At 70.5% G+C, this 13,899-nt stretch carries 12 protein-coding genes; 8 read left to right on the top strand and 4 right to left on the bottom strand.

What is annotated here, in order from left to right; all coding sequences use genetic code 11:
- Positions 1–15: 15 nt before the first annotated feature.
- A complete protein-coding gene (locus tag ACWIFB_RS01890) occupies positions 16–1,521 on the top strand; it encodes a flavin-containing monooxygenase (RefSeq protein ID WP_452099437.1) in 1,506 nt (501 codons plus the stop codon).
- Between the two features lie 65 nt (positions 1,522–1,586).
- Positions 1,587–2,405 carry an SDR family NAD(P)-dependent oxidoreductase gene (locus ACWIFB_RS01885; protein WP_454057146.1) on the top strand — a complete coding sequence of 273 codons (819 nt, stop codon included), beginning with the start codon at positions 1,587–1,589 and terminating at the stop codon, positions 2,403–2,405.
- Positions 2,406–2,426: 21 nt separating this feature from the next.
- Here ACWIFB_RS01885 and pip read toward each other — a convergent pair whose 3' ends face one another.
- Both pip and panB read right to left on the bottom strand, forming a co-directional pair.
- Entirely contained in the window at positions 2,427–3,455 is a 1,029-nt protein-coding gene (gene pip, locus ACWIFB_RS01880; protein ID WP_454057103.1) for a prolyl aminopeptidase, read from the bottom strand.
- Entirely contained in the window at positions 3,455–4,318 is an 864-nt protein-coding gene (gene panB, locus ACWIFB_RS01875) for a 3-methyl-2-oxobutanoate hydroxymethyltransferase (protein WP_454057102.1), read from the bottom strand. Before panB ends, pip begins: the two co-directional genes overlap by 1 nt.
- Positions 4,319–4,536: 218 nt before the next feature.
- On the opposite strand from panB, the gene glnA (ACWIFB_RS01870) reads away from it, so the two are divergent.
- From glnA (ACWIFB_RS01870) to ACWIFB_RS01850, 5 genes are all read left to right on the top strand, one after another.
- Positions 4,537–5,877, top strand: coding sequence for a type I glutamate--ammonia ligase (glnA, locus tag ACWIFB_RS01870; protein ID WP_230929506.1), 1,341 nt, complete (start codon positions 4,537–4,539; stop codon positions 5,875–5,877).
- A gap of 28 nt (positions 5,878–5,905) precedes the next feature.
- A complete protein-coding gene (locus tag ACWIFB_RS01865; RefSeq protein ID WP_454057101.1) occupies positions 5,906–8,989 on the top strand; it encodes a bifunctional [glutamine synthetase] adenylyltransferase/[glutamine synthetase]-adenylyl-L-tyrosine phosphorylase in 3,084 nt (1,027 codons plus the stop codon).
- Positions 8,990–9,071: 82 nt separating this feature from the next.
- Positions 9,072–9,437: a hypothetical protein gene (locus ACWIFB_RS01860; protein ID WP_230929504.1), complete on the top strand. Its 366-nt coding sequence runs from the start codon at positions 9,072–9,074 to the stop codon at positions 9,435–9,437.
- Positions 9,434–10,405, top strand: a complete 972-nt coding sequence (locus ACWIFB_RS01855; protein ID WP_454057100.1) for an endonuclease/exonuclease/phosphatase family protein — start codon at positions 9,434–9,436, stop codon at positions 10,403–10,405. Before ACWIFB_RS01860 ends, ACWIFB_RS01855 begins: the two co-directional genes overlap by 4 nt.
- A gap of 27 nt (positions 10,406–10,432) precedes the next feature.
- Complete coding sequence (locus tag ACWIFB_RS01850; protein ID WP_454057099.1) at positions 10,433–10,993, top strand: DUF732 domain-containing protein; 561 nt, start codon at positions 10,433–10,435, stop codon at positions 10,991–10,993.
- 67 nt (positions 10,994–11,060) lie between these two features.
- Here the strand turns inward: ACWIFB_RS01850 and ACWIFB_RS01845 are convergent, their stop codons facing one another.
- Together ACWIFB_RS01845 and glnA (ACWIFB_RS01840) are read right to left on the bottom strand one after the other, a co-directional pair.
- Positions 11,061–11,471, bottom strand: coding sequence for a hypothetical protein (locus ACWIFB_RS01845; RefSeq protein ID WP_454057098.1), 411 nt, complete (start codon positions 11,469–11,471; stop codon positions 11,061–11,063).
- Positions 11,472–11,618: 147 nt separating this feature from the next.
- On the bottom strand, positions 11,619–13,055 hold the full coding sequence (gene glnA / locus ACWIFB_RS01840; RefSeq protein ID WP_454057097.1) for a type I glutamate--ammonia ligase: 1,437 nt from the start codon (positions 13,053–13,055) through the stop codon (positions 11,619–11,621).
- A 220-nt stretch (positions 13,056–13,275) separates the two neighbouring features.
- Between glnA (ACWIFB_RS01840) and ACWIFB_RS01835 the strand changes: the two genes are divergently transcribed.
- Positions 13,276–13,764, top strand: coding sequence for an RDD family protein (locus ACWIFB_RS01835; protein ID WP_452099445.1), 489 nt, complete (start codon positions 13,276–13,278; stop codon positions 13,762–13,764).
- The last annotated feature ends 135 nt before the right edge of the window (positions 13,765–13,899 follow it).

The following is a 13,899-nucleotide window of genomic DNA, read 5'->3' as shown; positions in this document are numbered from 1 at the left end:
TCTCTGGGGGGTCAAGTGGAACAGGTCAGGACCGTCGATGTGCTCGTGGTGGGCGCCGGGTTCTCGGGGCTCGGCGCGGCCATCCGGCTCACGCAGGACGGATTCGACGATCTCGTCGTCCTTGAACGGGGCACGGACGTCGGCGGTACGTGGCGCGACAACAGTTATCCCGGTGCGGCATGTGATGTCCCGTCGCACCTGTACTCGTACTCCTTCGCCCTCAATCCGGACTGGTCGCGGGCGTTCTCGCCGCAGGGGGAGATCTACGACTACATCCGTCGGGTCACCCAGGAGGCCGGTGTCCGCGACAAGATCCACTTCGGCGTGGAGGTGACCGCCGTCGACTTCGACGAGGCCCGCGGCCGGTGGGCCGTCGAATCCAGCGAGGGCACCTACGATGCCCGCGTGGTGGTGCTGGGGGTCGGCGCACTGTGCGAGCCCAAGCGGCCGGAAATCGAGGGCATCGACGATTTCGCCGGACAGGTCTTCCACACCGCCCGCTGGGACCACTCGGTGACGCTGGCGGGTAAGCGGGTCGCGGTCATCGGTACCGGGGCCTCGGCGATCCAGGTGGTGCCGTCCATCGCCCCCACGGTGTCGCATCTGGACGTCTATCAACGCACCGCCCCGTGGATCCTGCCGCGGATGGACCGGACGTATCCGCAGATCGAGAGGAAGGCGTACCGGAGGATCCCCGGCCTGCAGCGCGTCATGCGGACCCTGCAGTACGTCAGCCGCGAGTTCCAGGTCGTCGGCCTGACCCGCAGCCGCGCGGCGCTGGCGCCGATCCGGGCGATCGGACGTGCGCACCTCGCGATGCAGGTGCGGGACCGGAGCCTGCGCGAGAAGGTCACGCCGCGCTTCGAGATCGGCTGCAAGCGGATCCTGCTGTCCAACACCTGGTACCCGACGCTCACCAGAGACAACGTCGATCTGGTGACTTCGCCCATCACGCGGGTGACCGGCAGCGGCATCACCACCGCCGACGGTGTCGAGCACCCCGCGGACGTGCTGGTGGTGGCCACCGGCTTCCATGTCACCGACTCGCCGTTCTTCGAACGGGTCCGCGGCGCCGATGGCCGGACCCTCGCCGACAAGTGGGCCGCAGACGGGATGGAGGCGTACAAGGGCACGACCGTGTCCGGCTATCCCAACCTGTTCGTCCTGGTGGGCCCGGCGACGGGCCTGGGGCACTCGTCGATGATCTACATGATCGAGTCCCAGCTGAACTACCTCGCGGACGCCCTGCGCACGATGCGGGAGCGGAACCTGCAGACCGTCGACGTCCGCGAGGTGGTCCAGGACGCCTACAACAGCGAACTGCGGGCCTCGACGGGCGACACCGTGTGGACGACCGGCTGTCGGAGCTGGTACCTCGACGACAAGGGCAACGCCCCCGCCGTGTGGCCCGATTTCACCTTCTCCTTCCGTAGTGAGACGCGCGAGTTCGATCTCAGCGCGTACCGCCGCACTCCTGCCGACGCGGCGGCGCAGCACACCCGACAGGAGGCCCGGGCATGAGCGGCATGATCGCCAGGACGACCGAGACGATAGGCGGGCTGACGGGCCGCCGATCCCGCTGGCGGATGGACGGCAAGGTCGTCGTCGTCACCGGGGCCGGATCAGGGATCGGCCGCGAGCTCGCTCGCGAGGCCGCCCGCCGCGGCGCTCGGTTGGCGCTGAGCGACATCGACGTCGACGGCCTGGCGCAGACCGTCGCGATGGCCCGCACCGACGGTGCCACCGACGTGCACTCCCAGCGCCTCGACGTGACAGAGCAGGCCATGGTCGCCGAGTACGCGGGGCAGGTCGTCGAGCATTTCGGCGTGGTGAACCTGGTGATCAACAACGCCGGTATCGCGTTCACCGGGCGGGTCAGCCAATCCGGGTACAAGGACATCGCCCGCGTCATGGACGTGGATTACTGGGGCGTCGTCCACGGCACCAAGGAGTTCCTGCCCCACCTCATCGCCTCCGGCGACGGACACCTGGCCAACGTCTCCAGCATCTTCGCGATCCTGTCCGTGCCCACCCAGAACGCCTACAACGCCGCCAAGGCGGCAGTACAGCAGTTCACGGAGTCATTGCGGATGGAGATGCTCGCCGACGGGCATCCCGTCGACGTCAGCTGCGTCCACCCCGGCGGGATCAAGACCGCGGTGGCCCGCAACGCCGGCGCCGCCGAGGGGCTCGACAGCGCGGGCTTCGCCTCGATCTTCGACGAGAAGTTCGCCCGCACCGAGGCCTCGACGGCCGCGAGGGTGATCCTCGACGGCGTCGAGCGGCGGCGGGCCCGGATCCTCGTGGGGCCGGACGCGCACCTCATCGACGCCCTGGTCCGGCTGTTCCCGTCCGCGTACCAGCGGGGCACGGTGGCCATGTCCCGCCGGTTCGGCGTGCTCTGAGGGCTGACCGGCCCGCCGGGCTCAGGGGCGGAAGGCGTCCGTGGCCTCGAGTAGCAGATGCGTGATGCCGGGCTCGGCCATGGCGTGGCCGGCGTCGGGCACGATGTGCAGCTCGGAGCCCGGCCAGGCCGCGTGTAGCTCCCACGCGTTCGCTACCGGGCACACCACGTCGTAGCGGCCGTGCACGATCACCGCCGGCAGGTGGGTGATCCGGTCCATCCGGTCCAGGATCGCGGCGCCGTCGAGGAAGGCGTCATGGACGAAGTAGTGGTTCTCGATCCGGGCGAACGCCAGGGCGAACCGATCCTGATCACCGGTTCCGACGCCGTCGCCGGCAGGGGTGCGGGGCAGCAGCGCCGACGTGGATGTCTCCCACGTGGTCCACGCGCGGGCCGCCTCGAGCTCGGTCGCGGGGTCGCCGCAGTGCATGAGCCGGTGGTAGGACGCCACGTGGTCGTACCCGGGCCGGTGGACGGCGTCGGCGCCGTCGGCGGCGATCAGGGGCGCCAGGTAGCCCTCCCACACGTCAGGGAACAGGTGCGCCGCGCCGCCACGGTAGAACCAGTCGATCTCCGATGGCCGGCACAGGAAGATCCCGCGCAGGACCAGGCCGCGGACCCTGTCGGGGTGTTCCTGGGCGTAGGCCAGCGCGAGCGTCGACCCCCACGATCCGCCGAAGAGCAGCCACTGCTCGACTCCGAGGTGCTCGCGGAGGCGCTCGAGGTCGCCCACCAGGTGCCAGGTGGTGTTGACCGCGAGGTCGGCGCCGTCGGCGACATGCGGGGTGCTGTGGCCGCAGCCGCGCTGGTCGACCAGGATGATCCGGTAGACGGACGGGTCGAACATCCGCCGGTGGGCGGGGGTGGTGCCGCCGCCGGGACCGCCGTGGACGAACATCACCGGCGTGCCGTCCGGGGTGCCGGAGCACTCCCAGTACAGCCGCTGTCCGTCGCCCACGTCGAGCATCCCGGACTCGTGGGGTTCGATCTCCGGATACGGCGCGCGGCGCAGGGTTCCCCCGTCGCGCGGGGCGGTCCCGTCGGCCGTCATCAGAAGGAGTGTTCCGGGCCGGGGAACGCGCGCGAGCGCACCTCGGTGCCGTACTCGCGGGCGGCGTCGCGCAGGCTGTCCGCCAGCTGCGCGTACTGCTTGACGAACTTCGCGGTGCGCCCGGTCCCGTGCCCGGCCATGTCCTGCCAGACCAGCACCTGGGCGTCGCACCCGTTGCCGGCGCCGATGCCGACGGTGGCGATCTCCAGCTCGTCGGAGACCTCCTTGGCGAGGTCGGCCGGCACCATCTCCATCACCACGGAGAACGCCCCGGCCTCCTGCACCGCGCGTGCGTCGGCCCGGAGCTCGTCGGCGGCGTCGCCCCGGCCCTGGACGCGGAAGCCGCCGAGCCCGTTGACGGACTGCGGCGTGAAGCCGATGTGCGCCATCACGGGGATACCGGCGTCGACGATCGCCCGGATCTGCGGGGCCATGCGCACACCGCCCTCGAGCTTGACCGCCTGCGCACCGCCCTCCTTCATCATGCGTGTGGCGGCGGCGACCGCCATCTCGGGTGAGCCCTCGTAGGAGCCGAAGACCAGGTCGGCCACGACGAGCGCCCTGGGGGCGCCGCGGGTGACGGCCCGCACCAGCGGGATCATCTCGTCCTCGGTGACGGGGACGGTGGTGTCGTAGCCGTAGACGACATTGGCGGCGGAGTCGCCGACCAGCAGGACCGGGATCCCGGCCTCCTGGAAGAGACGGGCCGAGACGAAGTCGTACGCGGTGAGCATCGGCCAGGGCTCGCCGGCGGCCTTGAGCTCGGCGAGGTGGTGGATGCGGGTGACCCGGGTCAGACCCTGCTTTTCGGTGTCCGACGCGGCGCCGGATCCGTAGACGGGGGTGTCGGGGTTGTCGCTCATGGCGGTGTGGCCTTCCTTGGGTGACCTCGAGGCCGGTCGTACGCCGGTCCCCGGGCGGATAGGGGGCGGTGACGTGCGCAGCCGGGGCCGCGCGGCGTCGCGGACGAGTCTGCCACGGCCCGGACCGGCACGGCGCGGCGCGTGTCCCCGGCGACGGCTCGGCGGCGCAGGGCGGGATGTCACACGGACGTAATGCGGCAGGCACTAGGTTGGACGGCATGAACCGCCAGCAGGAGTACGTTCTCAGGACCCTAGAGGAACGCGATATCCGGTTCGTCCGGCTCTGGTTCACCGATGTGCTGGGGACTCTCAAGTCCGTGGCCGTCGCCCCGGCCGAGCTGGAGGGCGCGTTCGGGGAGGGCATCGGGTTCGACGGGTCCGCCATCGAGGGCTTCTCGCGGGTCTCCGAGGCGGACACCGTCGCCAAGCCGGACCCGTCGACGTTCCAGGTGCTGCCGTGGGCCCACGCCGACGGCGGCCAGCACTCGGCCCGCATCTTCTGCGACATCTTCAACCCGGACGGCAGCCCGAGCTGGGCCGACCCCCGCCACGTGCTCCGCCGCCAGCTCAACAAGGCGGCCGACCTCGGCTTCTCCTGTTACGTGCACCCGGAGATCGAGTTCTTCCTGTTCCGCAGCCTGGACACCGACGGTGCGGAGCCGGTGCCGACCGACAACGGCGGCTACTTCGACCAGGCGGTCCACGACACCGCGCCGCATTTCCGCCGCCACGCGATCGAGGCGCTCGAGGCCATGGGCATCTCCGTGGAGTTCTCCCACCACGAGGGCGCGCCGGGTCAGCAGGAGATTGACCTGCGCTACGCCGATGCGCTGAGCATGGCGGACAACATCATGACCTTCCGGTACATCGTGAAGGAGGTCGCGATGAACAACGGCGTGTGGGCCTCGTTCATGCCCAAGCCGTTGCGCGATCACCCGGGCTCGGCGATGCACACCCACATGAGCCTGTTCGAGGGCGACGCGAACGCCTTCCACGAGCAGGACGACGAGTACCAGTTGTCGGCCACGGCCAAGTCGTTCGTCGCCGGCATCCTGCGCCACGCCCCGGAGTTCTCGGCGGTGACCAACCAGTGGGTCAACTCCTACAAGCGGCTCATCGGCGGCGGCGAGGCCCCCACGGCGGCCACGTGGGGCCGGGCCAACCGGTCGGCGCTGGTGCGCGTGCCCATGTATACGCCCAACAAGGCGTCCTCGCGCCGGATCGAGGTCCGCAGCCCGGACTCGGCCTGCAACCCGTACCTGGCGTTCGCGGTGATGTTCGCCGCCGGTATCAAGGGCGTGCAGGAGGGGTACGAGCTGCCGCCGGAGTCCGAGGACGACGTGTGGACCATGAGCCGCCGCGAGCGGCGCGCGATGGGCTACACCGATCTGCCGGGCAGTCTCGAGCAGGCGCTGGACGCGATGGAGGAGTCGGAGCTCGTCGCCGAGGCGCTCGGTGAGCACGTCTTCGAGTTCTTCCTGCGCAACAAGCGCCGCGAGTGGCGCGAGTACCGCAGCGACGTCACCCCGTACGAGCTCCGCAACTACCTCGCGCTGTGACCGGCGGTCGGGCGCCCGAGGTATCGGCGTGAGTCCGCATTCCGCCCGCCCCCGGACCCCCAGCCCCGGGCGGTTGGGACTCCTGGATGACCGGGCGGCGGAGCGCCTCGAGTACCTGGGATGGAACGACGACGACGCCGTCCCCGTCCTCCGGGCGCTGTCACGGGCTCCGGACCCTGATCTGGCGTTGGCTACCCTGGTCCGCCTCCGCGAGTCGTTGGCGGCCGAGTCGCATTCACGCAGTGGCGCCACCCTGTCCGTCGACAGCGGTGTGGCAGCACTAGACTCGACGCTGCGCTCCGATCCGCGGGTGCGGGCGCGGTTGCTCGCACTTCTGGGCTCGTCGAGCCAGCTGGGGGACCACATCGTCGCCGAGCCGACCCGGTGGACCCTGATGCGGTCGCCGCTGCCCTCCCGCGAGGACGTCCTGTCCGACCTGCTCGCGGCGGTCGAGGCCGTCCCCGAGGCCCCGGTCGGGGACGCCCCCGAACCGACGCAGTCCGAGGATCTGCGCAGCGTCGGCACCTATCGGGCCGGGATCATCGGCGGCGCCGCGGTGAACGTGCTTCGGTCCGTCTACCGCGACCATGTGGCGCTGCTGGCGGCCCACGATCTCGCCTCGACGGTCGAGACCCGTGAGCCGGCCCTGCCGTTCGGCGAGGTCGGGTCCAGGCTGTCCGATCTCGCCGACGCCGCCCTCACCGCCGCGCTCTCGGTGGCCGTGACGACCGTGTACCCGGATTCACCGATGCCCACGAGGTTGGCCGTGGTGGCGATGGGTAAGGGGGGAGCGCGCGAGCTCAACTACATCTCGGACGTCGACGTGATCTTCGTGGCCGAGCCCGCCGATGCCAAGACCACGCGGGTCGCGGGGGAGATGATGCGTATCGGCTCGATGGCCTTCTTCGAGGTCGACGCCGCGCTGCGCCCGGAGGGCAAGGCCGGCGAACTGGTCCGCACCCTGGACTCGCACGCCAGGTACTACAGGCGTTGGGCCAAGACGTGGGAGTTCCAGGCGCTGCTCAAGGCCCGGCCGATGACCGGCGATCTCGCCCTGGCCACCGAGTACCACGACACCGTCTACCCGATGGTGTGGACCGCCGCCGAGCGGGAGGACTTCGTCCACGACGTCCAGGCGATGCGTCGTCGGGTCGAGGAGAACGTGCCCGAGGCCCTGCGGGACCGCGAGCTCAAGCTCGGCCGAGGTGGGCTGCGCGACGTGGAGTTCGCGGTCCAGTTGCTGCAGATGGTGCACGGGCGCACCGACGAGGAGCTACGCGTCACCAGCACCGTCGAGGCGTTGGGCGCTCTGCGCGCCGGGGGCTACATCGCGCGCGAGGACGGCTCCGACCTCGTTGCCGCCTACGAGTTCCTCCGGCTCCTCGAGCACCGGCTCCAGCTCGAGCGGTACAAGCGCACCCACCTGCTGCCCGAGGACGGCGACGACGAGGGGTACCGCTGGCTCGCCCGCGCCTCGGGAATCCGGCCCGACGGACCCAGTGACGCGGCGCAGGTGCTGCGCAAGCGCCTGCGTGATGTCCGCCGCCGGGTGCGGCGCCTGCACTCGAAGCTGTTCTATCGCCCGCTGCTGGACTCGATCGCCTCGTACGACGCCGAGGCGCTCTCGCTCAGTCCCCAGGCGATGGAGCGCCAGCTCGGCGCGCTGGGCTTCGGCGCGCCCCGCAACGCCCTCGGGCACCTGCGCGCGCTGGCCGGGCAGAACAACCGGCGCGGCCGCATCCAGGCGCTGCTCCTGCCGACTTTCATGGAATGGCTGGCCGACACCCCGGATCCCGACGCGGGTCTGCTGGCCTACCGCCGCCTGTGCGAGGAGAACGAGGACATCACCTGGTTCCTGCGCACGCTGCGGGACGACAGCATCGTCGCCCGCCGCCTGGTCCAGGTTCTGGGCACCTCCCCGTTCGTGGCGGAGCTGCTCATGCGCAACCCCGAGGTGATCCCCGACCTCACCGACGGCGCGGAGGGGCCGGCGCTGATGGCCTCGAAGGTCTCCGACATCGCCTCGGCGCTCACCGCCTCCGCCGCCCGCCACCGCACCCCGGAGCGGGTCATCGCGGCCGCCCGTTCCCTGCGCCGCGCCGAGCTTGCGCGCATCGGGGCGGCGGACGTGTTGCGGATGATCTCCGCGCCCGATGTCGGCCGACGCCTCACCGCGGTGTGGAAGGCGGTACTCGAGGCATCACTCGCCGCGGTGATCCGTGACATGCTGCCCGGCAGCGGCGGGCAACCGGCCCGGCTGGCCTACATCGGTCTCGGCCGTCTCGGCGGGAACGAGTTGTCCTACGGTTCGGACGCGGACGTGATGATCGTGTGCGACCCGGCCGAGGGGGTGGCCGAGGAGGACGCCCTGAAATGGGCCACCCAGGTTGCCGAACGCGTGGGCAGGCTGCTGTCCTCGCCGTCGTCGGATCCTCCTCTCGACCTGGACACCGACCTCCGTCCCGAGGGGCGCAGTGGTCCCCTCGTGCGGACCCTGGCCTCCTACGGCGCCTACTACTCCACGTGGGCGGAGACGTGGGAGTTGCAGGCGCTGCTGCGCGCGTCGTTCGTGGCCGGTGACCGCGGCCTGGGGCTGGATTTCCTCCACATGATCGACGACCACCGGTACCCGGAGGACGGGGTCCCGCCCAAGGTCGTGCAGGAGATCCGCCGCATGAAGGCCCGCATCGACGCCGAGCGGTTGCCGCGCGGCGCCGACCCCGCCACGCACACCAAACTCGGCCGCGGCGGGCTCGCGGACGTCGAGTGGTGCGCCCAGCTGCTCACCATGCAGCACGCCGCACGCGTGCCCGGACTGCACACGACCTCGACCCTCGAGGCGCTCGACGCCGCGGCCTCCGCGGAATTGCTCAGCGAGGGCGAGCGCGATGCGCTGGTGCAGTCGTGGCTCATGGCCGGCCACACCCGCAACGCGCTCGTGCTGGCGCGCGGTAAGGCCGTCGACCAGCTGCCGGGCCAGGGCAAGATCCTGTCCGCCGTAGCCTCGATCTGCACGGGGTCCTCGGACGGCGCCGAGTTCCTCAACGAGTACCTGCGGGTGACCCGCCACGGTCGCAAGGCCGTCGAGCACGTGTTCTGGGGCGAGGTCTGACGAGCCGCGCCGCGTGAGATCAGGGTCGACCCCGGGGTCTTCACCGATGCGCCGCTGGCACCAACGGCGATAACCTGGGCCCATGCCAGTCACGATGAACCTCACCCTCACCCTCGACGGGGTCACCTACGGCGAGCTGTACGAGTTCGTCGACGCCGTCCGCGCCGCGGGAGTGCCCGCCGACGAGCGCGTCCGCTGCCTCGGGTCCGACGACAAGGGCGACCGGTTCGAGATCGAGCTGGGCCCGGATCGTCGTCGCCCCGGGGCAGCCCGCGCCGCCTCCCGTGCGCTCGTGGAGCCCACCGCCGAGCCGGGCGCCGCGTCCGGGGCTCCGTCCTCGCCGACCGTCGCCTCGGTCGCCGAGACGGTCCGCTCGATGGTCCGCAACGGTGACGACCTCGACCGCGTGATCGCCGCGCTGGGGGATCTGCGCAAGTTCCTTCGGTGACGCCACCTCCCGTGGGGCGCCGGCCGGCGGCGCGGGCCGTGTCCGTGCTCGCGGCGCTGGTCGCCGCCGCGGGGGTCGCCCTCCACCTGTCCCGATCCGCGAACCCCACGGTCCTGGTGTTGGCCACGTTCGCGTTCGCGGCCTGGCTCTTCTGCCTGGTCGCGCTGGTCGCGGCGCTGAGTGCCCGCTCCCTGGCGCTGACCATCCTGGCCCTGGCGCTCGTCGGCGCCGGGGTGGTCCAGTACGGTCCGCTCGTGGCGTCGTCACCGGTTTACGACGACGACCCCGCCGGCGGGGTGCCCCTGAAGGTGATGGTGCAGAACCTCGAGTTCGGCAGAGCTGCCCCGCACGACGTGGTGCGCGCCGTCCGCACCGGCGGGGTGGACGTGTTGCTGACCGTGGAGGCCACCCCGGAGTCGGCGGATGCGCTGCGCACCGCCGGCCTGACGAGCCTGCTCCCGCATGAGTCGGCGGCGACCGCGCCGGGCACCGAGGGCGTGGCGGTGTGGTCGCGCTATCCGCTCTCTTCCCCGGAGCGGATCCCCGGCTTCAGCCTGGGCGTTCTGCGGACCGAGATGGCAGGCCCCTCGGGTCCGGTCACGGTGGTGGCTGCGCACCCGGTGGCGCCGGTCTTCGACGGCCCGCGTGCCGTCGAGGAGGCGGACAGGCTGCGGTCGTATCTCGGCGGGCTGCCCGGTCCGGCGCCGGTCGTGGTGGGCGGGGACTTCAACGCCACCTGGGATCACGTCAGGTTCCGCGAACTGCGCGAACTCGGTTACGCGGATTCGGTGTCGGCGGGCGGGGACGGGTGGGTGCCCACGTGGCCGGCCGACCGTCGTTTCCCTCCGCTCATCGGGATCGACCACATCCTCGCCCGGGGCGCGGTCTCGGTGGGGGAGACCAGCACCGTCCGCGTGGACCGGACCGATCATCGTGGCGTCACGGCGACGGTGCGTCTACCCGCGTAGCGGACCCAGTGCCCTAGCATGCGCACCATGAGTTCACGCCCGTTGAGTTCCCGATCGCGTCTCGTCGCCTCCGGTGCGGCCACGGTCGCGCTCGCCGCCGCTCTGGCGGGCTGCGGCGGGGCGACGGTCGACGGTGAGGCCCCCGAGGTCATCGCCCAGGACTCGGCCACCACGGCCGCCACCACCACCCCGTTCGCCGACGAGCGTCCGGAGAAGCCGACCGGGCCGGTGTCCCCGCCCCCGTCCACGTCACACTCGCCGCTTCCCGGCGAACCCGACCCGCCCCCTGCACCCGAGCCGGCCCCGGAGGGTGAGCCCGCGCCGGCGTCCGGTGGCGCCCCGCCGCCCGCCCCTGGCGCCGGGGACTTCGTGGCGCTACTGGACGGGCGCGGTACCGCGCTGCCGGAGGGCATGGACCCGGTGGCGACCGCGCACGAGGCGTGCGGTCGTTTCGACGGTGGGCAACAGATGGACGAGGTGTCGGGATGGCTGGGCGAGCACGCCCGGCTGGACCCGGACGGGCAGGGCTACTTCCTCGGCACGGCGGTCATGACGTACTGCCCGCAGAATTTCCCGAAGTTGGGCTGAGATCGCCAGGCAGGCTGACTCCGCCGGGCCTTCCGTCCGGCTGGGGCTGCCGAGGCGGCTGAGGCAGCTACCAGTCGATCTCGCCGAGCACGTCGTTTCGTCGGCGTAGCTCGGCCAGCCGCAGTTCGGCCGCCCGATGTTCTTCGAGGCGTTGGCGCGCCTGTTCGGCCAGGGCATCCGCCTCGACCTCCGCCAGCAGTAGCTGCAGGCGGTCCTTCTGCTCGCGCACGGTCTCCACGGTGGTGTCCATGGCGATGAGCTTGCGTGAGCCGGCGGCCGCGTGGAGGAACGGATTGCGGTCGAGGATGAGGCGCGCCTCCTCGGGGTCGAGTACCCGGGACAGCTTGAGGAGCACGGGATACCCCTGGCCGTCCCTGTCGATCCGCGGGTCGTGATCCGGGTCGAGGGCGGCGGCGACGACCTTCAGCGGCCGCGCCCGCGGGGAGGAGCTCCGGAAGTCGATCTCGTCGGCATCCATATCCACCCGGCTCCTTCCGGCGCTTCTCACGACGTCGGCGTGTCCCACTGGGTCCAACCGTAAACGCCCCGGCCGATCGGCCGGGGCGTTTACGGTATTCAGGTCTTGAGGTCATCCGGCGACCCCGCGGTGCAGCGGGGTCCGGGCTCAGCAGTCGTAGTAGAGCTCGAACTCGTGCGGGTGGGGTCGCAGGTTGATCGGCGCGATCTCGTGCTCCCGCTTGTAGGAGATCCAGTTCTCGATGAGGTCCTCGGTGAACACGCCGCCCTCGGTCAGGTACTCATGGTCCTGCTCGAGGCGATCGATCACGGCCGGCAGCGAGGTGGGCGCCTGGGGGATGTCGGCGGCCTCCTCCGGCGGGAGCTCGTAGAGGTCCTTGTCGACCGGGTCCAGGGGTTCAATCTTGTTCTTCACACCGTCGATCCCGGCCATCATCATCGCGGCGAACGCGAAGTACGGGTTACCCGATGAATCGGGGCAGCGGAACTCGATGCGCTTGGCCTTGGGGTTGTTGCCCGTGATCGGGATGCGGACACACGCCGAGCGGTTGCGCTGCGAGTACACCAGGTTGATCGGGGCCTCGTAGCCCGGGACGAGCCGGTGATAGGAGTTGATCGTCGGATTGGTGAACGCCAGCAGCGAGGGCGCGTGGTGCAGGATGCCGCCGATGTAGTGGCGTGCCATGTCCGACAGGCCCGCGTAACCCGACTCGTCGTGGAACAGCGGCTTGCCGTCCTTCCACAGCGACTGGTGGGCGTGCATGCCCGAGCCGTTGTCACCGAAGAGGGGCTTCGGCATGAACGTGGCCGACTTGCCGTTCTGCCAGGCGGTGTTCTTGACGATGTACTTGAACAACTGAACGTCGTCCGCCGCGTGCAGCAGGGTGTTGAACTTGTAGTTGATCTCCTGCTGGCCGCCGGTGCCCACCTCGTGGTGGAGTCGCTCGAGCTCGAAGCCGGCGTTCGTGAGGTTGGTCGACATCTCGTCGCGCAAGTCCACGAAGTGGTCGTACGGGGCGACGGGGAAGTAACCACCCTTGGCCCGCACCTTGTAACCGAGGTTGGGGGAGCCGTCAGCCTCGGACGGGGCACCGGTGTTCCAGTGGCCGGCAACCGAGTCGACCTCGTAAAAGCCGTGGTTGGTGCCCGAGCCGTAGCGAACCGAATCAAAGACGAAGAACTCGGCTTCCGCACCGAAGAAGCAGGTGTCGGCGATGCCGGTGGAGATCAGGTACTCCTCCGCCTTGCGCGCGACGTTACGCGGGTCGCGGCTGTAGGCCTCGCGCGTGAACGGGTCGTGCACGAAGCAGCTGATGTTGAGCGTCTTGGCCTTGCGGAACGGGTCCAGGCGCGCCGTGGTGACATCCGGCAGGAGCATCATGTCCGACTCGTGGATCGACTGGAACCCGCGGATCGAGGAGCCGTCGAACGCGAGGCCCTCTTCGATCATGTCCTCGTCGAAGGCGGCGGCAGCGATCGAGAAGTGCTGCTCGGCACCCGGCATGTCGGTGAACCGGATGTCGACGTACTCGACGTTCTCATCCTTGATGAACTTGATGACCTCGTCCGGCGTGGAGAATGCCACGGTGTCGCTCCTCGTCTCTTCAGTGCGACGGGCGACCGGTGTCTTCCCGTCGAGCGGTGACCTCACGATATGGGCGTGGTGTTGCCCGGCAGTCAAGTGAATGTTTCGCGAGTGTTAACCGACGGACCGGGTGGAGTCCTTCCCACTCGTCCCAGCCTAGTCCGGCGGGGCACAGGCCACCGACATGGGGATCGGCGGTTTCCCCGGCTACCCTGGGTACATGCGCGAAGTAGCGGGTTCATGGCTGTCCGGACCGACCTCGTCCGGGGGCGGACCCGAACAGAAGTACAAGGGCGAGCGCCTGGGGATGCCCTCCGCCGGCGAGGGGTCCATGGCCTCGCTGGGCGCCCGTTTCGGTGCGCTCATCGTGGACTGGTTCCTCGCCTACGCGCTGGTCGGGATCGTCGTGGCATTCGCCGGGCCGGGGGCCCTGGGCGGAGAGACGGCCGCCGCGGTCACCAGCTGGGCGGTCCCGACGGTCTGGGGTGTGATCGGCGTGGTCTGCGTCTGGTTGTTCGCCCAGTCGCCGGGGCAGGCGATGCTCGGGATCGGAACCGCCAGGATCGACGCCGATGAGCGGGTCGGATTCGTGCGGTCGCTGGTCCGGGTCGTCTTCATCTTCTTCCTGATCCCGCCGCTGGTTCAGGATGAGGACGGCCGGGGGATGCACGACCGCGCCACGGGCACCGCACTGATCCGCACCCGCTGATACGCCGGCTCGCCGACTCGCCCAGCGCCGAGGACCCGGTCGCGGTCACCGGCCCGGCCCGGCATCGCCCGGCCCCGGAAATGACCAGAGCGTTCCGACTTTCCCGCTGATGCGAGAGCGTCGGAACGCTCTTGT

The organism is Dietzia sp. NPDC055340, assembly GCF_053645335.1.
Note: the sequence above shows the minus strand (reverse complement) of the source record. Positions and strands in the feature narration are given on the sequence as shown.